This is a genomic window from Methyloceanibacter superfactus, assembly GCF_001723305.1.
GTDB lineage: Bacteria > Pseudomonadota > Alphaproteobacteria > Rhizobiales > Methyloligellaceae > Methyloceanibacter > Methyloceanibacter superfactus.
Genome location: NZ_LPWF01000016.1, coordinates 164182 through 185317, shown reverse-complemented (window position 1 = coordinate 185317; position 21136 = coordinate 164182). Strand labels below are relative to the sequence as shown.

Sequence of the window (21136 nt, the reverse complement as noted above, 5' to 3'; positions counted from 1 at the left end):
CCTACACCACGCCGAAGAAGAAGTGCAGCGCCAGCAACACGGCCAGCACCAGCACCACAAGCTTGATCACAAAATAGACGCGCCGCGATCCTTTGAACGGCACATCCCGGAGAAACGGTTTCACTGCGCGGTCTCTTTCCCGCCGAGCGGCTTATGCATCGTGGTGTTGGCGAGCCACTCATCCCCGCAGCGGACGCTGTTGCGCTGCTGAGGGACATAACCGCGCCGGGCGAAGAAGCCGGACGCCGTATCGCTCGCATCGACCTTGAGGCTCGCCACGCCGCGCCCGCCGGCCACCTTCTCCAAGGCATCGGCCAGAACCGCGCCGACGCCCTGCCCCGCGACCGCCGGATGCACGTAAAGGAATCCGATCTTGTCGTCGGTCTCGAGCGTGCCGAAGCCAACCGGCGCGCCGCCGAGCGTGGCGACGATGGTCAACTGGTCGCCGAGCCGCTTGGCGAAGGCCGCCTCGTCCTCGGCCGCCGCCGCCCAGGCCTCCTGCTGCATCTCGGTATAGTCCTCGCCCGTCAGCTCGGTGATGCTGGACCGGAAGATCTCGGCAAGGAGCCGCCCTTCGCCCGGCAGCATTGGCCGCACGGCGAGCGTGGGATTGGCTTGTGCGTTCATCGTGCCGCCTCCCAGGTGGTGACGAGTTCGCCCGTGTTGGGGTCCTTGGCGTCCTTCAAGACGATGCCCATGGCCTCCAGCTCGCCGCGAATGCGATCGGCCTCGGCGAAGTTCTTGGCTTTGCGCGCGTCGCTGCGGGCGGCGATCAACGCATCGACGGCGTCAGCGTCGGCCGCCTCGCTGCCGGCCTCATCCTGCCGGGACCGTTCGATCCTAGCCCGTTCTCCCGAAAAGCCGAGCAAGCCAAGTGCCGCACGCAAGCCCTCGAAATGGCCGGCACTATGCAGCTTGTGCAACTCGGCGATGACCTTCGGCGTGTTGAGGTCGTCGGAGAGGGCCTCGATGATCGAGGCCGGCGCCTCCGGCGCGGCCGCGCTGCCCTCCACGGCGCCGTACCACTCCCACAACGTCTTATGCGCCTCGTCGAGCCCGACGAAGGTCCAGTCCAGCGGCTGGCGGTAATGGGTCCTGAGCATGTTCAGGCGTAGCGCTTCACCGGGCCAGGCATAACCCTGCCAGCCCGTCAGCAGCTCATGCACGGTGACGAAGTTGCCGAGGGACTTCGACATCTTCTCTCCCTCCACCTGGAGAAAGCCGTTATGCATCCACACTTGCGCCATCACGGCCGAGCCATGAGCGCAGCGGGACTGCGCGATCTCGTTCTCGTGATGCGGAAACACGAGGTCGATGCCGCCGCCGTGGATGTCGAACACCTCGCCGAGATGGGCCGCGGCCATGGCCGAGCACTCGATATGCCAGCCCGGGCGTCCCGGCGTCTCGATGCCGCCAGGTGAAGTCCATGACGGCTCGCCGGGCTTGGACGGCTTCCACAGCACGAAATCCATCGGGTCGCGCTTGAACGGCGCCACCTCGACGCGCGCGCCGGCAATCATCTCGTCCAGCGACGCCCGGACAACCGCCCGTAATCGGGGCATCGCCGCCACATGGAACAGCACGTGGTCCTCGGCGACATAGGCGCAGCCATTGGCGATGAGGCGGTCGATCATCGTCCGCATCTCGCCGATATGCTCGGTGGCGCGCGGCTCGACCGTGGGCGGCAAGGCCCCCAGTGCGTCCATGTCGGCGTGGAACTGGTCCGCCGTCTTCTGGGTCACTTGGGCGATCGCCTCGTTCAGCGGCAGGCCGGGATAGTCCTTCGCGGCGCGTGCGTTGATCTTGTCGTCGACGTCGGTGATGTTGCGGACATAGGTGACATGCTCGGGCCCATAGAGGTGCCGCAGCAGGCGGTAGAGCACGTCGAAGACGATGACGGGCCGCGCGTTGCCGATATGGGCATAGTCGTAAACCGTCGGCCCGCACACATACATGCGCACCTGTGCCGGATCGAGGGGCGCGAACGGCTCCTTCTTGCGGGAAAGCGTATTGTAAAGCGTAAGCGCCACTGCCAAGCCCCTTCGGCTTGAGGCTCGCCGGATGTTCGTCAGCAGAAGGAATAAGGTTAAAGGAGGAACGACCCGCGCGAGCTGATTGCTAGCCGGTAATGATGCAGCACGAAATCATAAGGATGGGTTGCTCTGGCATCATGATGGGGCCGCTTATGGCGGGAAACGGCCAAATCGTCAAGCGAGCCAATCATATTCATGCCTCATTGACCCCGGATTTAAGGGCGCATAATGGGTTAGAGGCTCCCCGGGGATCGGAAAAGCAATCGTGAGCGTTAATCGCCATCTTCGGCGCGTGTTCGCGCCGTCTGCGCGGTCGGTCGGCCGTCCCGGCATCGTTGCGCTCGCGCTTATCGGCCTGGCCGTCTCGGGCGGTGCGCTCGCGCAAGGCATGAGCGAGCAGCAGATTCGCTGCATGCAGCTCCAGCAGGAACTCGCCGCGGCCTCCGGTGGAGGCGCCGGCGGCGAAGAGCTCGGCCGTCTGCAGCAGGAGATCGCCCAGCAAGACCGGATCTACCAGGGCACCCAGGCCTCCATGGAGGACGCCGGCTGCTACGAGCGCCTGTTCATTTTCGGCCGCGCCCTGAAGCGCAATCCCAAATGCCTCAACATGAATGCCCGGGTGGAAGACGCCCGCCGGCAGCTCGCCCGTCTGCAAGAGCAGCGCAAGTCGCTCCAGCGCGGCGGCGGCAATCGGCGCCTCCAAGCGGAGCTGCGCCAGGCGATGCAGCGCAGCGGCTGTAGCGGTGCCCCGGAGCGCCGCGGCGGCGGTCTGTTCGACTTCTTCGGCGGGGACCGCGAGCCGGAATACCAGACACCGGTCTATCGCAGCATCAATCCCAACGGGCGCTATCGCTCGGTTTGCGTACGCCTGTGCGACGGCTTCTACTATCCGGTCAGCTACTCGACCTATGGCAGCCGGCTGGAGCAGGACAAGGCGCAGTGCGAGCAGAATTGCGCCGCGCCCGCCGAGCTTTACGTCTATCGCAACCCCGGCCAGGAAATCGAGCAGGCAATCTCGCTGCACGGCTCCGCCTATATGGATCTGCCGGTGGCGCTGAAATACCGCAAGGAATACGTCAAGGGCTGCTCGTGCAAGCAGGCGGAATACAACCCAACCGAGATCGAGGCGGCCAATAAGAAGGCTGCGGCCGATCCGGCCGACGGCGCAGCCCAGACGGCTGCGGCGGCACCTGCCGCCGACGCCGGCGAGGCGCCTCAACTCGATCTCGATATCACCGGCAGCGCCGAACCGGCCGCACCGGCCGTCGAACAAGCGCCTGCCGAGCCCGCGACCGAGGTCACGACCGACATCACGCCGCCCCCTCCCCCGCCGGAGCCGGGACAGTCGGTCATCACCAAGCAGCCCAGCGCCGCGGTGAACTAATCCAGTCTTCGGCTGTCCAAGGGATCTAGGCCAAGGGACTTAGGCCGTCTTGCCCTCGAGCCGCGCCAGCGCCCGGTCGCGGCCGATCAGCGGCAGGAGATGCTTGAGCTCCGGCCCGGTCTCCGCGGCCGTCAGCGCCAGCCGCAAGGGGTGGAACAGCGCCTTGCCCTTGGCGCCGGTCTCGGCTTTGACGGCGGCGCACCACGCCGGCCACGTCTCCTCGTCCCCAGGGCTCGGGCGGGAGCAGCTGCGCCGCCTGACGGCAAGCTCCGGGCTCTCGATCACCGGCGTGAGCGGTCCTTGCACCACGCCCCACCACATCTTGGCCTCCGACAGCACCGCGAGATTGCCCCGCACCGCCTCCCAGAAAGCCTCGCCCCCGCCGACACCCAGACCCTCCAAGCGGGCCGCCACCGCCTCATAGGGGAGCGCGTGCAATAGCTTGGCGTTCAACAAGCGAAGCTCATGGGGATCGAAGCGCGCCGGTGCCCGCGACAGCTTGATGAAGTCGAAAGCCTCCACCAATTCGTCGAGGCTCACATGGGGGGCGACCGGGTCCGACGTGCCGATAGTGGCGGCGTAGCTCGCCACGCTCAGGGCCTCCAAACCCTCGGCGCGCAAGCCCTCGATCGCCAGCGACCGGTCGCGCTTCGACAGCGCCTGGCCGTCCGGCCCGACGAGGAGGTTGTGATGGCCGAAGGCCGGAGGCGTAGCCCCCAGCGCCTCGAAGAGCTGGATCTGCGGCGCGGTGTTGGCCACGTGGTCCTCGCCGCGAACGACATGGGTGACGCCGAGGTCGATATCGTCGACCACGCTCGGCAGCGTGTAGAGATAGGTGCCGTCGCCCCGGATCAGCACCGGATCGGACAGAGATGCCGCGTCCACATGCTGCCGGCCGCGCACGAGGTCGTCCCACACCACGTCGCGCGGCTCGAGCTTGAAACGCCAATGGGGCGCGCGTCCTTCCGCTTCCAGCCTGGCCTTGTCCTCGTCGGAGAGCTGCAAGGCGGCGCGGTCGTAGACGGGAGGCTTGCCCCGGGCGAGCTGGCGCTTGCGCTTGAGGTCGAGCTCCTCCGGCGTCTCATAGGCCGGGTAGAGACGGCCCATCGCTTTCAGCCTCTCGACCGCGCCTTCGTAGAGCGCGAAGCGGTCGGACTGATGCACGAGCTTCGCCCACTGGATGCCGAGCCAGACAACGTCCTCCTCGATGCCTTTCGCGAACGCCTTGGTCGAGCGCGCCTGATCGGTGTCGTCGAGACGGAGGATGAAATCGCCGCCGTGCTTCCGCGCGAACAAATAGTTGAGCAGCGCCGTGCGGATGTTCCCGGCATGAAGCCGTCCCGTGGGGCTCGGCGCAAATCGGACGGTGACGGGCATCTACAGCCGCTCGCGGAATTTGTTGGTGATGGGGTAGCGGCGGTCCCGGCCGAAATTCTTCGCCGTGATCTCACGCCCGGGGCCGCCTGCCGCCGCTTATACTCGGCGAGGTAAAGCATGCGCTCCACTTTCTTGACGAGCTCCGGCGCATGACCGCGCGCGACGATCTCGGCAATCGGCAGTTCCAGCTCGACCAGGCAATTGAGGATGTCGTCGAGCGCTTCATAGGGCGGCAACGTATCCTGATCGCGCTGCCCGGGCTTGAGCTCGGCGGACGGGTCCTTGGTGAGGACGCTTTCGGGAATGATGAGCCCCTCCGGTCCGCGGCAGTCTTTGGGCCGGTGCGTATTGCGGTAGCGCGACAGCGCATAGACCTGGCCCTTGTAGAGATCCTTGATCGGATTGAAGCCGCCATTCATGTCGCCATAGAGCGTGGCATAGCCCACCGAGACCTCGGACTTGTTGCCGGTGGTGAGCACGAGAGGCCCGAGCTTGTTGGAGATGGCCATAAGCAGCGTGCCGCGTGCGCGCGACTGCAAATTCTCCTCGGTCGCGTCGGCGGCAAGGCCTTCGAACAGCTTGCCGATGCTCTCGTTTAGGCCCTCCACGCTCTTGTGGATCGGCACGATGTCGTAGCGCACGCCGAGCGCCTCGGCAATTGCCTTGGCGTCACTCAAGCTCTCTTCGCTGGTATATTCGTAAGGCATCATCACGCAGTGCACGCGCTCCGCGCCAAGCGCATCCACGGCCATCGCCGCGCAGAGCGCCGAGTCGATGCCGCCGGAAAGCCCGAGCACCACGCCTGGAAAGCCGTTCTTGTCGATGTAATCGCGCAAGCCCGTGACACAGGCGAGATAGTTGGCGGCGTCGCCCTCCTCCACCGCGGCAACCGGGCCGGGCAGGCAATGCCAGCGCCCGCCCTCGCGATGCCATTCGGTGACCGCGAGCGCCACTTCCCAAGCCGGAAGCTGCACGGCGAGCTCCTCGTCGGCATTGAGCACGAAGGATGCGCCGTCGAACACGAGCTCATCCTGGCCGCCGACCTGGTTGACATAGACGAGCGGGCGGCGCGTCTCGGCCACGCGCGTCTCGGCCACGCCGTAGCGGGTTTCCTGCTTGCCCATCCAATAGGGTGAGCCGTTAGGCACGATAAGGATTTCCGCGCCCGCCTGCGCCAAGGCTCGCAGACCTCCTCCGACCAGATGTCCTCGCAGATGGGCACGCCGAGCGAGAGACCGCGGAACGGAATCGGCGCCGGAACCGGGCCAGGCGCGAACACGCGCTTCTCGTCGAACACGCCGTAATTGGGCAAGTTGTACTTATAGCGCACCTCCGCGATCCGGCCTCCGTCGAGCAGCGCCACGGCGTTGTAGACGAATGGCGCCTCGCCCCAAGGCAGCCCCATGAGGATGGCCGGCCCGCCATCGGCCGTGTCCCGCGCCAACGCCTCGCAGGCCTCGCGCGCCGCCTTCTGAGCGCGGGCTTCAGCACCAGGTCCTCGAGCGGATAGCCGGTGAGGTAAAGCTCGGTGAAGACGATCAGGTCGGCGCCGGCCTTGCCCAGCGGCCCGCGCACCTTGCGGGCCTTGGCGAGATTCCCCTCGATGTCGCCCACGACCGGGTTGAGCTGCGCAATCGCGAGCTTCAAGGAGTCTCTGTTGCCCTCTGCCATGACCGGAGCCTAATCCGAAACTCGTTCGTCATGGCCGGGCTTGTCCCGGCCATCCACGTCTTTGCTTTCTAGAAATTCTTGGATGCCCGGCACAAGGCCAGGCATGACGAGCCTATATACCAACCGGGAGCCTACTCGCCGGCGGCGATGGACACCTTGGGTTCCGGACGCCCCTCGCGCTCCCGCTTCAACCGCTCAGCCACGATGAAGGCGAGCTCGATCGATTGGTCGGCGTTGAGCCGGGGATCGCAATGGGTGTGATAGCGGTCCGACAGATCCGTCTCAGTGACGGCCTTGGCACCGCCCACGCATTCGGTGACGTTCTGGCCGGTCATCTCCACATGGATGCCGCCCGCATGAGTGCCCTCGCTGCGGTGAATATCGAAGAAGGCTTCGACTTCCGACAGGATCAGGTCGAACGGCCGGGTTCTATAACCGCTGCTGCCGGCCTTGATCGTGTTGCCGTGCATCGGATCGCACGCCCACACGACCGACTTGCCCTCGCGCTCCACCGCCTGGATCAGCGCCGGCAGATGGCTACCCACCTTTTCGGCACCGAAGCGGCAGATCAGCGTGAGCCGTCCCGGCTCGTTCTGCGGGCTCAGCAGGTCGATCATCTTCAGCAGATCGTCCGCCTTAATGCTCGGACCGCATTTCACGCCGATCGGATTCTTGATGCCGCGCAGATAATCCATATGGGCGCTGTCCAGCTGGCGCGTCCGGTCGCCGGCCCACAGGAAATGTCCCGAGGTCGCGTACCAATCGCCCGAAGTGGAATCCACGCGCGTCAGCGCCTGCTCGTAGCCGAGCAGCAGCGCCTCGTGACTCGTATAAAGACTGGTCGAGCGAAGCTGCGGCGCATTCTCCGGCGTCAACCCGATGGCGCGCATGAAGCGCAGCGTTTCGGCGATGTGGTCGGAAAGCTCCTGATAGCGGTGCCCGGCGGGGCTATCCTTGACGAAGCCGAGATTCCACTGATGCACATGCTCCAGATTGGCGTAGCCGCCTTGGGCAAAGGCGCGCAGCAGGTTGAGCGTGGCGGCCGCCTGCCGGTAAGCCATGAGCATGCGCTGCGGGTCGGGCGTCCGCGACTCCTCGGTGAAGTCGATGCCGTTGATGATGTCGCCGCGATAGCTCGGCAGTTCCTTGCCGTCTTGCGTCTCGGTGGGCGAGGAGCGCGGCTTGGCGAACTGGCCGGCGATGCGGCCGAGCTTCACCACCGGCGAGCCGCCGGCATAGGTCAGCACCACGGCCATTTGCAGGAACACGCGGAAGAAGTCGCGGATCGTGTCGGCGCTGTGCTCGGCGAAGCTCTCGGCGCAATCGCCACCCTGAAGGAGAAAGGCCTCCCCTTGCGCGACGCGGGCGAGCTTGGCCTTCAGCTCCCGCGCCTCGCCTGCAAAAACCAGCGGCGGGAACGAGGTCAGCTGCTGCTCGACCTGAGCGACTTGATCCGGATCGGGATAGACCGGGACCTGCTCGATCGGCTTCGTACGCCAGCTATCGGGGCTCCATCGCGGTGCCATTGTCACACTCTCCAACAAAAAGTCCCCGCTATATAAGCGATTGAAGGGACTGTGGCTAGGCGGGCTTGCGGCAATTGCCGACTCCCGCCATGCATGCCACATATTCCTTAAGGTCATGGGAAGGAACGAAATTTTGGTTCGCCTCGAGCATAGCCATACGCCCCGCGCGATTGCCAAGCGCCTGCGCGACGGACCGCGCGTGAGCTACTTGCGAGACTGGGTCTATGGAGGCATCGACGGCACGGTCACCACATTCGCCATCATGGCGGGGGTGGTCGGCGCCAACCTCTCAGCGACCGTGGTGATCATTCTCGGCGTCGCCAACCTGCTCGCCGACGGATTCTCCATGGCCGCCGCCAATTTCACCGGCACCAAGGCCGAGCAGGACGAATACCAGCAACTCCGTCACATGGAGGAGCGCCACGTGGCGCTCGCGCCGGAAGGCGAGCGCGAGGAGATCAGGCAGATTTTCCGCGCCAAGGGCTTCGAGGGTGAAGCGCTGGACTCCGCCGTCAACGTCATCACCGAGCATCGCGGTCGGTGGATCGACACCATGATGGCCGAAGAGCACGGCATGCCGGCGCAGATTCGCTCGCCCCTAAAGGCGGCGGTCCTGACCTTTGTCGCCTTCGTGTTGTGCGGTTCCGTCCCCCTTATTCCCTATGCGCTACATCTTCCGGATGCGGCGCTGCCATCGGCGGTCATGGCCGGAGCGACCTTCTTCTTGATCGGCTCGTTTCGCAGCCACTGGTCGCCGTCGCCCTGGTGGCGTGCCGGCCTGGAAACTTTCGTCATCGGGATGATTGCCGCCGGCGTCGCCTATCTCGTCGGCGACTTGTTGAAGGGGCTTGTCTGAGAGCATTCACCCTACCCCCAGCCTTGCCAGTTATGCCACCATACGCGCCATGGTCACTCCGGAACCAAGTTTCAGCATCGGCATCGAGGAGGAATATCTCCTCGTCGACAAAGAGACGCGCGACCTCGCGCCCGAGCCGCCACCGGCACTACTCGCCAAGGCCGAGGAGGCGCTGCACGGCCAAGTGAGCCCCGAGTTCTTGCGCTCGCAAATCGAGGTCGGCACCCGCGTCTGTCACACGGTACAGGAGGCGCGCGATCAGTTGGTCGAGCTCCGCGCGACCGTCGGCGGCATCGCCGACGAGTTCGGACTCGCACCTATCGCCTCCTCCACGCATCCCTTCGCCAAATGGGAAAGCCAGCACCACACCGACAAGGAACGCTACAACGTTCTGGCCAAGGACCTGCAGCACGTGGCGCGCCGGCTCGTCATCTGCGGCATGCATGTCCATGTCGGCATCGAGGACGACGATCTGCGCATCGACCTGCTGAGCCAAGCGCCGTATTTTCTGCCGCACCTCCTGGCGCTATCCACGTCCTCGCCCTTTTGGCAGGGCACGCAGACCGGCTTGAAGTCGTATCGCCTGTCCGTGTTCGACGAGCTGCCGCGCACCGGCCTCCCCCACAATTTCGCGAGCTATAGCGAGTACGAGCGCACCATCGAGCTTCTGGTCAGCGCCGGACTCATCGAGGACGCCACCAAGATCTGGTGGGACATGCGGCCATCCGCGCGCTTTCCGACGCTCGAAATGCGCATCACCGATGTCTGTCCGCTGATCGAGGACACGATCGCCATCGCCGCACTCTATCGCTGCATCTTGCGGCTGCTCTATCGCTTGCGCCGCCAAAACCAACGCTGGCGCCACTATCCGCCCTTCCTCATCCGCGAGAACCGTTGGCGCGCCCAGCGCTACGGCGTCGAGCAAGGCATGGTGGATTTCGGCCGGGGCGCCATCGTGCCCTTCGACACGCTGCTTGAAGAGCTGTTCGATCTCGTGGCCGAGGACGCCGCCTATTTCGGCTGCACCGCCGAGGTCGCCCATGCCAGGACGATCCTGCAACGCGGCACATCGGCCGACCGCCAACTTGCGCGCTACGAGGCGGTGAAGACGCTCGGCGGCACCGACCATGCGGCGCTCGTCGCCGTGGTCGACGAGATCGTCGAGGAGACGCTGACCCTGCCGGAGACGAAGCAGAAAGCCGCCCGGGCGAAAGCCGGCATTTAAGTAAACCCTAGGCGGGCGCTACTCCTCGTAAGCCATATAGCGGACGATCTTCCAGCGCCCGTCCGCCTGCCGCCGGAAAATATCCATGCCTGGTTCGACGGATGTGATCTTCCGGCCATCGTTCTGCTTGATCGTCAGCGTCCACACGAGACGCACGACAACCACGTCGCCGAAACTCAGAATCTCCTTGATGTCCAGGGCGTAGCGGAAATCCCGGGTGCTGTCGGACAGCGACTTGGTGAGCAGATCGCAGACCGCTTGGTGATCGCGCGTGGGATATCCCCGATAGTCGGCGCGAATGTCGTCCGCGAACAGATCGCAGACCCGGTCCGACTTGCCCGCATTGAAGTCGGCCATCCATTGGGTCAAAGCCCGCTTGACCTCCGCCGCCGCAGCGTCGGCCAGCACCGGCACGGTGCCGGATAAGAACAGCAAGACGGCACACAGCGTGAGCCCGGCCCCGAAATGCAAGCGCCTAGCTGGATTGGCTCGTTTTGCGCGCGTCATTTCCGACCCTTGAACGACCGCACGAAGCTCTAAAGCGTCGTCCCCATGCCGCCGTCGACATTGAGCGATGCGCCGGTGACATAGCCCGCCTCGTCGGAAGCGAGGAACAGCGCGGCGTTGGCAATGTCTTGGGGCTCGCCGAAGCGCCGCAGCGGCGTTTGCGTCAGCAGCGCCTTGGCGATCATCGGGTTCGAGAGATACCGGCCGATCAGCGCCGTCTCCACATAGCCCGGCAGCAGCGTGTTCACGCGAATGCCGTAGGGCGCGTATTCCACCGCGAGGCTGCGCGACAGGGCAGACACCGCGCCCTTGGTCGCCGAATAGACCGACATCTGTCGCGTGTGCTTCGCCGACATCACCGAGGACAGGTTGATCACGGAAGCCTTGCCGGAGGCGCGCATCAGGTCGAACGCCTCGCGCGCGCAGCGCACCGTGCCGTCCACATTGACCTGCCACACGCGGTCCCAAGACTCATCGTCCATATGCCGGAAATCGGCGCGCTCGCCGATGCCCGCATTGTTGACCAGCACATCGAGGCGGCCATGGGCGCCCTTGATGGTCTCCATCAGCGCCTTGACCTGCGCCGTATCGGTCACGTCAACGGCATAGGCGGTCGCCGCGCCATTCGCCTTGACGATGGCGTCGGCCACGGTCTTGGCGGCGTCGCCGTCGATATCCGCCACGAAGACATGAGCACCCTCGCGCGCGAAGGTTTCGGATATGGCGCGGCCGATGCCGGCGCCTCCGCCCGTGACGAGCGCGATCTTGTCCTCAAGCCGCCGCATCGGACCCCTTGATGGGCACCGGCGCCTCCCATTTGTGGCGCATGGTCACCAGCTCCTCGGCGACGCTCGGGTGTAGCGCCATGGTCGAATCGAGTTGCGCCTTGGTGACGCCGAGCTTGAGCGCCACCGCCGCCATCTGCACGATCTCGGCCGCGTCGGGACCGAGGATGTGAACCCCGAGCACCTTGTCGGTCTCGGCATCGATGACGAGCTTCATCAACATCTTCTCGTTGCGGCCGCTGATGGTCGCCCGCATGGGCCGGAAGCTCGACTTATAGATATCGACTACGCGGTACATTTCACGTGCCTGCTCCTCGGACAGCCCGACCGTGCCGATCTCCGGCTCGGAGAACACCGCCGTGGGAATGAACTCATAGCTCATGGCCTTGGGCTTGTCCTCGAACACGGTCTCGATGAAGGCCGTCGCCTCGCGGATGGCGACCGGCGTCAGATTGGCCCGGTCGGTCACGTCGCCGACCGCGTAGATGCTGTCCACCGATGACTTGGAGTAGTCGTCCACCACCACATGGCCGTTCCAGCCGAGCTCGACGCCCACCTGCTGCAGCCCTAGACCCATGGTGTTCGGCGTGCGCCCCGTGGCGGCCATCACCAGGGCGGCGGAGACCGATCCCCCGTCCTTCAGTGCGACGCGATAGCCGTCGCCGTCCTTCTCGATCGCGGCGATATCCGTGTCCATGCGGAGATCGATGCCCCGGTCGCGCATGGCTTCGGCCACGCCGTCGCGGAGATCCATGTCGAAGCCGCGTAACACCTGGTCGCCGCGATAAAGCACGGTGACCGACACGCCAAGCCCGGAGAAGATCGAGGCGAACTCCATGCCGATATAGCCGGCGCCGATGATGACGATGCTGTCGGGTAGCGCGTCGAGCTGGAAGCACTCATTGGAGCTGATCAGATGCTCCGCCCCGGGCACCTGCGGCATGGAAGGATAGGAGCCGGTTGCCACCAGAATATACTTCGCCGAGACCGGCTCGTCGCGGTCGGCGAGCCTGATCGTATGCGGCCCTTCGACGGTCGCGCGCGCGAGAAAGCGCTGGACGCCGGCATTCTCCAGCGTGCGCGTATAAACACCATTCAGCCGGTCGACCTCGCGCCGGACATTATGAATGAGCGTCGGCCAATCGAAGCGCATATCCTCGCACGTCCAGCCGAAGCCGCGCGCATCTTCGATCTCGCCGCCGTAGCGGCTGCCGTAAACCAGAAGCTTCTTCGGCACGCAGCCGCGGATCACGCAGGTGCCGCCGATGCGATATTCCTCGGCGATGCCGACGCGGGCGCCGATCTCCGACGCCAGCCGCGCCGCCCGGACACCGCCCGAGCCCGCGCCGATGACGAACAGATCGTAGTCGTACTCTGCCACTTGGATCTCAGGCTCCCGCGCGTCGTATCACTTGGACGCCGCCGCTGCCGGCGACGATGGCCACATCGGCGAGGCCGAGAAACAGCCCGTGCTCCACGACGCCCGGCACGCGCTTCAGCGCGAAGGCCAGCACTTCCGGCTCGGGAATCGTGTGGAAGGCGCAATCGACGATCAGATTGCCCTGGTCGGTGATGAAGGGCAGATCCCCCTGCCCCGGCCGCAAGCGAACCTCGCCCTCGCAGCCGGCCTCCGCGGCAAGCGCCTGGATTAGCCGCGTGGTCGCGCGCAAGCCGAAGCGTACCACCTCGACAGGCAGAGGATGCGAGCCCAGCGTCTCGGACATCTTGCTCTCGTCGGCGATAACCACCATCCGGTCCGAAGCGGTCGCCACGATCTTCTCGCGCAGCAACGCGCCGCCGCCGCCTTTGATCAGGCGCAGCTGGTCGTCGATCTCGTCGGCGCCATCCACCGTGAGATCGAGTTGCGGCGTTTCGTCGAGCGAGGACAGCGGAATGCGAAGCTTCTCGGCATGGGACCGCGTGGCCTCGGACGTGGGCACGCAAAGCACCTCGAGCCCGTTCCGCACCAATTCCCCCACCGCCTCCACGAAATGATAGGCGGTCGAGCCGGTACCGAGACCGAGCTTCATGCCGGGCTTGACGAGATCGATCGCGGGGCGCGCCGCCTGCACCTTATAGTCGTCGGCCTTGGTCGCAGCGTCCGCCATCAGCCTTCGAGCCCCCCATCATCACGTATTTCAACTCAACGAACTCGTCGATCCCATGATGGGAGCCTTCGCGACCTTGACCGGATTCCTTGACGCCGCCAAACGGCGCCAGCTCGGAGGAGATGATGCCCTCATTGACGCCGATCATGCCATATTCGAGCGCCTCGGCCACCCGCCAAGCACGCGAAAGGCATAGGATGGCGTGACCGAGATCCTTGATGATGGTGGGGGCTTTCAACTGCATGGCCCGCTCTCTACGCCGCCCCTTGCCGGGCCGCAAGACCCGCCCCCGGACGGGGACCACGAGGCCCACGCTTGCCAGGCAGGGAGACCCATGTGACAGAGGCGCCATGCTCAAAGGTGCAACCATCGTCTTCGACCTCGACGGCACCCTTATCGACACCGCGCCGGACCTGACCAATGCGCTGAACCACGTGCTCATGGCCCGGGGCTACGACCCGGTCGCGCCTGCCGCCGTGCGGGAAGCGGTCGGACGCGGGGCTCGAGTGATGATCGAGCAGGCACTCCGGATGGCGCAGGCGGAAGACGACGTCGACCGGATGCTGACCGACTTCCTCGTCCACTACGAGGCCAATATCGCCGCGATGAGCCGCCCCTTCCCGGGCGCCCTGGCGGCGCTCGACCGGCTCACGGCGGCCGGCGCCACGCTCGCCGTGTGCACCAACAAGCGCGAGCGGCTTACCCGCATGCTGCTCGAAGCCCTTGGCATCGAGCACTTTTTCGCCGGCTTGGCCGGACGCGACACGCTCGGCGTCGCAAAACCCGACCCGGGCCACCTCACTGGCGCCATCGCCCTTGCCGGCGGTGACGCTCGCGCGCCGGTCATGGTCGGCGACAGCGCCGTCGACATCGCGGCCGCGCGAGCGGCGTCCGTGCCCTCGATCCTCGTCAGCTTCGGCTACGCGCCGCCACCGCCGGAAGGCCCTCACGCCGATGCCGTCATCGACCATTTTGATGCCCTTGAAGAGCAGATCCGCGCCTTGCTGAATCGCTTGACAGACGCGACCGGCGCGCCGTCCTAATACGCCCCAATTCTGCCCGAGATCGAGCCTAATGCCGGCCGCGGTCGCAACGAAGAGTCATGGTCGGCGGATAGTCTCGCGGGCTCTGGTTTGAACTGGGACGCTGACGCAAAAGGAGAAGACGGGAATGCGCAAACGCATCGTAATCGGCGCTTGCTTTTTGGGGCTCATGGGGAGCGCAGCCCACGCCGTTGACGACCAGGCCGGGGTGGACGCTTGCACCGAGGAGCTTGCCCGCGTCGAGGGACTGTTCCACGACAAGATCGAAGGCGCCAATTCCCCGAACGAGGCCATGGTCGAGAAGGCCAGCATGCTTCTCGACGACGCCGATGCGCAGTGTACCGAAGGGAAGTTCGATGAGGCCAAGGCGACCCTGGCCGCCGTCACCAAGCTGGTCACCGCGCCGGATCAGTAGGCCGCTGGCTCGGATCGAGGCGCCTTGGCGCCCCGCTCCCAGGCACGCCAAGAGTGCCGGCGCCGCGGCTTCCTTGACTTACCCCGGACCCACTCGCTAAATCCCCCGTTCCAGCCGCATCATCGCGAAAGATCGGGCAACCGGTCTTGGCACGATGAACGCGCCAAGCGGATCGGGCGGTTAGCTCAGCTGGTAGAGCACTGTGTTCACATCGCAGGGGTCACTGGTTCGAATCCAGTACCGCCCACCATTAACATTCGGAAATTAGTAAGCTTATTGACTTCGCGCCGGGAGCGGACCGTGCCGGAGACCTGACACACGCGCGGGGCGTATGGTGACCTTCGCCGCCCTTGGGCGGTGATCTTTGCGCGCGACGCTGTCGCTCAAGTGTGAAAGCAACTAGACTTGCGCAAGTGCCTTCAAATCGAACGACAAGCGGGCGGCATTATCCCTGGGAGCACATGACGCAGCGCGAGTTGCTGTCTGTCAGGCTGTGTGACCTGAAAGTCTCCATCGAGGGAACCTGGCTCGAGGAACGTATCGCCCGGGTCCGCGATGAGCTCGGCCAGCGCGACCTGCGCTTCAACCCGCATTTCTGGCTATCCGATGAGTGGTTCTCGCCGACCGGAGTGCCTGGCGTCGCGCTGCCGTTCTATCTTGCCCATCCCAAGCTCACGCGTCTCGAGCGCTCGCAGATGCTCGAAGCGGAGGGAGCCACGGCTGACGCCTGCCTGCGGCTATTGCGCCACGAGCTGGGGCACGCCATCCAGCACGCCTTCAAGCTGGAGCGCCGCCGCGAGTGGCAGCGCCTGTTCGGCAAGGCGAGCACACCCTATCCGGAGGCCTACCGGCCCAATCCCGCGAGCCGCCGCTACGTACACAATCTTCCCGCCTGGTACGCCCAGAGCCATCCGGAGGAAGACTTCGCCGAGACTTTCGCGGTCTGGCTGCGCCCCCGCTACAACTGGCGCCGGCACTACCAGGGCTGGCCGGCGCTGCGCAAACTCAAATATGTCGACAGGCTGATGGCGGAACTGGCCGGTCAGCCGCCGCGGGTTCGCAGCCGCGCCAAGCCCTTCCCCTTGTCTCGCGAACGGATGACGCTAGGGACCTACTACGAGCGCAAGCGGGCCCACTATTCGGTTGGCTTTACCGATGCCTATGACCGCGATCTAAAGCGTCTGTTCAGCGAGGCCGAGGGTCCCCGCGACCGGCGCGAGACAGCGGCGACGTTTCTGCGGCGGCACCGCCGCGAGATCAGAGGCATGGTCGCCAAGTGGACCGGCGAGTACCAATTAACGCTCAATCAGGTTCTCGAGCAGATGATGGGGCGATGCAAGGAGCTGCGCCTCGTCGCCGACGGCCCCGAACGCAAGCTAGTCCTGGACTTCGCCATCATGCTGACGGTGCATGGCATGAACTACCTCTATCGGGGGCGCGAATGGCACGTCATGTGAGGCCCTAGGCCATGCTCAAGAAGCGGGTGCTCGTGCTGATGCACGCTGACCTGGTGCCCCCCGACGACATCGCCGGCAAGCCAGAGCAAGAGGTCGTCGAATACAAGACCGAATATGACGTAGTGACCGGCTTGCGTGAGCAGGGCCACGAGGTCGAGCCGCTTGGGCTCTATGACGACCTGACGCCGCTCCGCCGCGCCATCCAGAACTTCAAGCCGCATATCGTCTTTAACCTGCTCGAGGAGTTTCACGGTGAGCCGATGCTCGACCAGAACGTCGTGAGCTTTCTCGAGCTCGTGCGGGTGCCCTACACCGGCTGCAATCCCCGCGGCTTGATGCTCGCCCGCGATAAAGCGCTGTCGAAGAAGATCCTGTACTACCATCGCATCCGCGTTCCGCGCTTCGCCGTCGTCCCGGCCGGCCGCAAGCTCAAGCGCAAGCCTGCCCGGCTCACCTACCCGCTTATCGTCAAGTCGCAGGTCGAGGAGGCCTCGATCGGCATCGCCGAGGCCTCCATCGTCAACAGCGACGAGAAGCTCGCCGAGCGGATCGAATTCATGCACGCGCAAGTGGGCACCCCCCTCATCCTCGAGCAATACGTGGATGGCCGAGAGCTCTATGTCGGGGTCATGGGCAATGCACGCTTGCAGACGCTGCCCGTCTGGGAACTGGAAATGCGGCGGCTGCGCGCCGACGCACCCATGATCGCCACGAGACGGGCGAAGTGGAACCGCAAGTTCCAAGAGCGCCGCGGCGTCGAGATCGGCCCGGCACGGGACCTGCCGCCGGCGGTCGAGCAGCTCCTGATCAAGACGAGCAAGCGTCTCTATCGTCTGCTCCAGCTCAGCGGCTATGCCCGCGTGGACTTCCGCCTCGACACCCAGGGACGCCCGTACTTCCTCGAAGCCAATCCGAACCCCGACATCGGCTACGGCGAGGAATTCGCCGAGGCCGCCGAGGCCGCCGGCATGAACTACGGCCCCCTGCTCGACCGCATCATCGCCATCGGACTTCGCAAGCGCCTACGAGCCCCGTAGCCGCGCCTAGCCCTTCCGCCTGAGCAGCGCATCGAGGCTCCAGGCCCGCCGCCGGCAAAGACCAAATAGAGGAAGATGAAGCAGTACAGGATGGCGGCTTCGCCGTGATTGAGAAGCGGATATGGGCTGTTGGGCGCATGCGCGATCCAATAAGCGACCGCCATCAGACCGGAAAGAACGAAGGCGACGGGCCGCGTGAAGAGGCCGACCACGAGAAGCGCGCCGCCGACGAGTTCGAGCACGCCCGCGATCCACGGCAGAGACATGACCGCCGGCGACATGTCCGAGGGCGGAAAGCCGAGCAGCTTCGCCGACCCATGTTCGAAGAACAGCAGCGCCGCGACGATGCGCAAGACGCTGAGGACGCGTGGCGCCCATTCACTCTGGAGACTGTCGGTGGTCATGGCGTGCGAATCCCCCTCGGCTTCTGATTGAGCATTAAGTGGAGGACAGTGTAGCCCATCGCGCCGGGCGCCGTCAGTACACGCTCTCGTTAGGCATAGTCACCTCCCGAACTGGCAATCTCTCTCACCACCGCGTCAGCCAATGGCACGAACCGCTTGAAACGATTCGCCAAGAAAAAATGGGGGCCCCGCGATGGGGACCCCCATTTGTTTGTCTTCGCGTACGTCGCAGAGCTTAGGCCGCGGCGCTGACCTTTTCGGACGCGACGGATTCGATCGTCTTCAGGATCTGCGAGGCAATCTGGTAGGGATCGCCCTGCGAGTTCGGACGGCGATCTTCGAGATAGCCCTTGTAGTCGTTCTTGGCGAAGCTGTGCGGCACGCGGATCGACGCGCCACGGTCGGCGATACCGTAGCTGAACTGATCGATCGCCTGGGTCTCGTGCTTGCCGGTCAGCCGCATGTGGTTGTCCGGTCCATAGACCGCGATGTGTTCCGCGCAGTTCTTCTCGAACGCCGCCATCAGCGCCTCGAAATACGCCTTGCCGCCCGTCTCACGCAGATAGGTGGTGGAGAAATTGGCATGCATGCCGGACCCGTTCCAGTCGGTGTCGCCGAGCGGCTTGCAGTGATACTCGATATCGACGCCGTACTTCTCGGTCAGGCGCTCCAGCAGATAGCGGGCCATCCACATTTCGTCGGCGGCCTTCTTGGACCCCTTGCCGAAGATCTGGAATTCCCACTGGCCCTTCGCCACCTCAGCATTGATGCCTTCGTGATTGATGCCGGCGGCGAGGCACAGATCGAGATGCTCCTCGACGATCTGGCGGGCGATCGAGCCCACGTTCGAAAAGCCGACGCCCGTGTAATAGGGGCCCTGCGGCGCGGGATAGCCGTCGGACGGGAAACCGAGCGGACGGCCGTCCTTGTAGAGGAAATACTCCTGCTCGAAGCCGAACCAGGCGCCTTCATCGTCCAGAATGGTCGCGCGCTTGTTCGACGGATGCGGCGTGCCGTCCGGCATCATCACTTCGCAAAGCACCAGGACGCCGTCCTTGCGCGCCGCGTCCGGGAAGACCCGAATTGGCTGGAGAACGCAATCCGAACTCTTGCCTTCGGCCTGCATGGTCGAGCTTCCGTCAAAGCCCCACAACGGAAGTTCTTCGAGGGAAGGAAAGCTGCCATATTCTTTGATCAGCGTCTTACCACGCAGATTCGGTGTCGGAGTATATCCATCGAGCCAAATATACTCGAGTTTGTACTTTGTCATTGCGGGTCCTTCTTGAAGCTGTTCTCGCGGAATGAGAGAGAGTCTCTGACGTCGCCTGGATGACTGGCGGCCAATGCGTTGGTATTCCAGCAGCATTTGTGCCAATGCGGACCCTGGGACAGTGCAGTCCCGGCGCAGGGGCCCCACGCGCAAGCCAGTCCCGCCGCCGACCATTCATTTTTTCGTAATAATTAGCGTCACTTCGCCGGAGCCCTCGGCGCGCGCCAAAAGTCTTCGATTGTTTCGTCGACGACGCGACATCGACCGCACTGCACAATGCTGCGCCAGAATGCAGAAGCAAAAGGCGCTGAAATAATAGTCATTCCGCAAATTTGTTGTGCAGTGACTCCCTGAATTTCGTTATGGTGAGGGTAATCAGTCGTCGAGTCGCTAGTGCTTCGACGCGAAACATTCGAATGGAGAATACAATGACGACAAGTTCTTTTGAGGGGACCGCCAAGATCTACCAGTTCCCCAGAGGCGGTCGCGCGGGTCTAACCAGCGGCCGCTATGAGGTCAAGCCCATGGACGAATTCGCGCTGCGGACGGCCAATGTCGTCGCGGGCGGCGCCTGGTACCACGAAGAGGCGGTCCGGGAGGCTGCGCATACGCGCAAGAACTGACATGGGCTTGCTGGTGCGCCCGAGGCGCGACCGTGACAAGCAACTGATCGCAGAGGGCCGGCTTACCAAAGCGCGGCCCTCTTTCGTTATGGGGAACTCCGGCGCTTAGGCGCGCGCCGGCCACGCGGCTTGGGAGGTCTCGTCCTCGGCGCTCTCATACATGGACAGCATCGGCTCGTCCGTCAGCACCACCTCATCGAACACACCAAAGCCGTTGAAACGATTCGCCAAGACGCGGCCGTAAGCGCCGATCTGTCCGATCTCGAGATAATCGCCTTCGGTGACCGATGCAGGCAGCATGAAGGGGCCCGGCAGATAATCCGAGCTGTCGCAGGTCGGACCGTAGAGCACGAACTCCGCCTCCGGCGCAGTCCTGCCGCGCGACGGCGTGACGAGCCGCGCGGGAAAACGGAAGCCGGAATATGCTGCGTCGAATAGCGTCCCGAACGCGCCATCATTGAGGTAGAGCGCGTTGTCGCGGCGCGCGTCGACGCGGACGATGACGGACTCTGCCTCGGCCACCAGCGCCCGGCCCGGCTCACACAGAAGGCTCGCAAGAGTGCTCCGCCAGTTCGTCCGCGGCACGCACCACCTCGTCCATGAAGCTCGCCAGATCGGGCGCTCGGAATGGGGATAGCGGCTCGGAAAACCGCCGCCGATGTCGATGGCGTCGACCAGCACGCCCGAGGACACGATCAGCTGTCCCACCTGCCGGATTGCCTCACCGAAGGCGGCGGGCACTACGGCCTGCGAGCCGACATGGAAGGTGATTCCGAGCCGGGTCGCACGCTGGCGCGCTTTCAGCAGGAGTTCCGGCGCTTCCGCTTGGCTAGCGCCGAACTTCCCTTCGAGCGGGATAAGGCTGTGGGTGTTGGGACAGGCGATCCGGAGGAACAGGGTGAGGTCGTCCGCCCCGTCCGTCTCCTCGATGACCTTGTCCAACTCATCGGCGGAGTCGAAGGCAAAGCGCCGTACGCCGAACTCACGATAAGCCCGCGAGATGGCCGCCCCGCGACTCACCGGATTCATGAAATAGAGCTCGGCGTCCTTGACCGCCGCCATCCGCTGGATCTCGACCAGAGAAGCGACATCGAAGGCCGTGATGCCGGCCTCGGCCAGAGCCTCGATGATCTGCGGCGCATCGTTCGCCTTGGCGGCGTAGAGCACCCGGCCGGGAAAGTTGGCAAGAAACCACTTCGCCGCGCGCTGCGCGGCGTGCGGCCGAAGAGCTAGGACAGGTCGCTCGGGACGATGATGACGAAGAAGCTCCGAGGCAGAAGTGAAAACGTCCATCTCATGTCTACTCCCACACGAGATTGCCGATGTCAGTGCTGCCCTTGGGCGAGTGCGCTTGCGAGCCGGCTTGGTCCCTAAGAAATCCTAGGCCCGTTGTAAAGGAGAATTCGTGTGCTGAC

General features: G+C 64.7%; 20 protein-coding genes, 1 tRNA gene and 2 pseudogenes. 9 read left to right on the top strand and 14 right to left on the bottom strand.

Annotated elements, in window-relative coordinates:
* Position 1 precedes the first annotated feature (1 nt).
* The 3 genes from AUC69_RS18950 to cysS are packed head-to-tail and all read right to left on the bottom strand — an operon-like array spanning position 2 to position 2030.
* On the bottom strand, positions 2 to 124 hold the full coding sequence (locus tag AUC69_RS18950) for a hypothetical protein (RefSeq protein WP_280136619.1): 123 nt from the start codon (positions 122 to 124) through the stop codon (positions 2 to 4).
* Positions 121 to 627 (bottom strand): GNAT family N-acetyltransferase, encoded by a 507-nt coding sequence (locus tag AUC69_RS05605; protein ID WP_069441273.1) that lies wholly within the window; start codon positions 625 to 627, stop codon positions 121 to 123. The genes AUC69_RS18950 and AUC69_RS05605 overlap by 4 nt, the downstream gene beginning before the upstream one ends.
* On the bottom strand, positions 624 to 2030 hold the full coding sequence (gene cysS / locus AUC69_RS05600; protein WP_069441272.1) for a cysteine--tRNA ligase: 1407 nt from the start codon (positions 2028 to 2030) through the stop codon (positions 624 to 626). Before cysS ends, AUC69_RS05605 begins: the two co-directional genes overlap by 4 nt.
* A gap of 268 nt (positions 2031 to 2298) precedes the next feature.
* Here cysS and AUC69_RS05595 point away from each other — a divergent pair, with 268 nt between their 5' ends.
* Positions 2299 to 3417, top strand: coding sequence for a DUF2865 domain-containing protein (locus tag AUC69_RS05595; protein WP_141700609.1), 1119 nt, complete (start codon positions 2299 to 2301; stop codon positions 3415 to 3417).
* A gap of 39 nt (positions 3418 to 3456) precedes the next feature.
* On the opposite strand, the gene gltX is transcribed toward AUC69_RS05595, so the two are convergent.
* The 3 genes and pseudogenes from gltX to AUC69_RS05580 form a co-directional block, all read right to left on the bottom strand.
* On the bottom strand, positions 3457 to 4794 hold the full coding sequence (gltX, locus tag AUC69_RS05590) for a glutamate--tRNA ligase (RefSeq protein ID WP_069441270.1): 1338 nt from the start codon (positions 4792 to 4794) through the stop codon (positions 3457 to 3459).
* Positions 4795 to 6465, bottom strand: a pseudogene (locus AUC69_RS05585) (NAD+ synthase). It lies immediately after the preceding gene.
* Positions 6466 to 6596: 131 nt separating this feature from the next.
* Positions 6597 to 7991: a class II 3-deoxy-7-phosphoheptulonate synthase gene (locus AUC69_RS05580; RefSeq protein WP_069441269.1), complete on the bottom strand. Its 1395-nt coding sequence runs from the start codon at positions 7989 to 7991 to the stop codon at positions 6597 to 6599.
* Positions 7992 to 8190: 199 nt separating this feature from the next.
* Between AUC69_RS05580 and AUC69_RS05575 the strand changes: the two genes are divergently transcribed.
* Both AUC69_RS05575 and AUC69_RS05570 read left to right on the top strand, forming a co-directional pair.
* Positions 8191 to 8847, top strand: a complete 657-nt coding sequence (locus tag AUC69_RS05575; RefSeq protein ID WP_244500107.1) for a VIT1/CCC1 transporter family protein — start codon at positions 8191 to 8193, stop codon at positions 8845 to 8847.
* Positions 8848 to 8896: 49 nt separating this feature from the next.
* A complete protein-coding gene (locus tag AUC69_RS05570) occupies positions 8897 to 10072 on the top strand; it encodes a carboxylate-amine ligase (RefSeq protein ID WP_069441267.1) in 1176 nt (391 codons plus the stop codon).
* An 18-nt stretch (positions 10073 to 10090) separates the two neighbouring features.
* On the opposite strand, the gene AUC69_RS05565 is transcribed toward AUC69_RS05570, so the two are convergent.
* From AUC69_RS05565 to AUC69_RS05545, 5 genes and pseudogenes are all read right to left on the bottom strand, one after another.
* Complete coding sequence (locus AUC69_RS05565) at positions 10091 to 10579, bottom strand: YybH family protein (protein ID WP_083239126.1); 489 nt, start codon at positions 10577 to 10579, stop codon at positions 10091 to 10093.
* A 29-nt stretch (positions 10580 to 10608) separates the two neighbouring features.
* Complete coding sequence (locus AUC69_RS05560; protein WP_069441265.1) at positions 10609 to 11364, bottom strand: SDR family NAD(P)-dependent oxidoreductase; 756 nt, start codon at positions 11362 to 11364, stop codon at positions 10609 to 10611.
* On the bottom strand, positions 11351 to 12745 hold the full coding sequence (gor, locus tag AUC69_RS05555) for a glutathione-disulfide reductase (protein ID WP_069441264.1): 1395 nt from the start codon (positions 12743 to 12745) through the stop codon (positions 11351 to 11353). The genes AUC69_RS05560 and gor overlap by 14 nt, the downstream gene beginning before the upstream one ends.
* A gap of 7 nt (positions 12746 to 12752) precedes the next feature.
* Positions 12753 to 13472, bottom strand: a complete 720-nt coding sequence (gene rpiA, locus AUC69_RS05550; protein ID WP_069441263.1) for a ribose-5-phosphate isomerase RpiA — start codon at positions 13470 to 13472, stop codon at positions 12753 to 12755.
* Positions 13438 to 13662, bottom strand: a pseudogene (locus AUC69_RS05545) (aldehyde dehydrogenase family protein); the annotation flags it as partial. The pseudogene AUC69_RS05545 and the gene rpiA, both read right to left, overlap by 35 nt.
* A gap of 160 nt (positions 13663 to 13822) precedes the next feature.
* On the opposite strand from AUC69_RS05545, the gene AUC69_RS05540 reads away from it, so the two are divergent.
* From AUC69_RS05540 to AUC69_RS05520, 5 genes are all read left to right on the top strand, one after another.
* On the top strand, positions 13823 to 14515 hold the full coding sequence (locus AUC69_RS05540; RefSeq protein ID WP_069441261.1) for an HAD-IA family hydrolase: 693 nt from the start codon (positions 13823 to 13825) through the stop codon (positions 14513 to 14515).
* A gap of 127 nt (positions 14516 to 14642) precedes the next feature.
* Positions 14643 to 14930, top strand: a complete 288-nt coding sequence (locus AUC69_RS05535; RefSeq protein ID WP_069441260.1) for a hypothetical protein — start codon at positions 14643 to 14645, stop codon at positions 14928 to 14930.
* Positions 14931 to 15104: 174 nt separating this feature from the next.
* Positions 15105 to 15180 (top strand) — tRNA-Val (locus AUC69_RS05530).
* Between the two features lie 211 nt (positions 15181 to 15391).
* On the top strand, positions 15392 to 16387 hold the full coding sequence (locus tag AUC69_RS05525) for a putative zinc-binding metallopeptidase (RefSeq protein WP_069441259.1): 996 nt from the start codon (positions 15392 to 15394) through the stop codon (positions 16385 to 16387).
* 11 nt (positions 16388 to 16398) lie between these two features.
* Positions 16399 to 17424, top strand: coding sequence for a D-alanine--D-alanine ligase family protein (locus tag AUC69_RS05520; RefSeq protein ID WP_069441258.1), 1026 nt, complete (start codon positions 16399 to 16401; stop codon positions 17422 to 17424).
* On the opposite strand, the gene AUC69_RS05515 is transcribed toward AUC69_RS05520, so the two are convergent.
* Together AUC69_RS05515 and AUC69_RS05510 are read right to left on the bottom strand one after the other, a co-directional pair.
* Positions 17361 to 17828 (bottom strand): DoxX family protein, encoded by a 468-nt coding sequence (locus tag AUC69_RS05515; RefSeq protein WP_083239125.1) that lies wholly within the window; start codon positions 17826 to 17828, stop codon positions 17361 to 17363. The two genes, AUC69_RS05520 and AUC69_RS05515, sit on opposite strands and share 64 nt — an antisense overlap.
* 235 nt (positions 17829 to 18063) lie before the next feature.
* Positions 18064 to 19098, bottom strand: a complete 1035-nt coding sequence (locus AUC69_RS05510; RefSeq protein ID WP_069441257.1) for a glutamine synthetase beta-grasp domain-containing protein — start codon at positions 19096 to 19098, stop codon at positions 18064 to 18066.
* A gap of 428 nt (positions 19099 to 19526) precedes the next feature.
* On the opposite strand from AUC69_RS05510, the gene AUC69_RS05505 reads away from it, so the two are divergent.
* Positions 19527 to 19721: a DUF2735 domain-containing protein gene (locus AUC69_RS05505; protein ID WP_069441337.1), complete on the top strand. Its 195-nt coding sequence runs from the start codon at positions 19527 to 19529 to the stop codon at positions 19719 to 19721.
* Positions 19722 to 19826: 105 nt separating this feature from the next.
* On the opposite strand, the gene AUC69_RS05500 is transcribed toward AUC69_RS05505, so the two are convergent.
* A complete protein-coding gene (locus AUC69_RS05500) occupies positions 19827 to 21014 on the bottom strand; it encodes a type III PLP-dependent enzyme domain-containing protein (protein ID WP_069441256.1) in 1188 nt (395 codons plus the stop codon).
* Between the last annotated feature and the right edge of the window lie 122 nt (positions 21015 to 21136).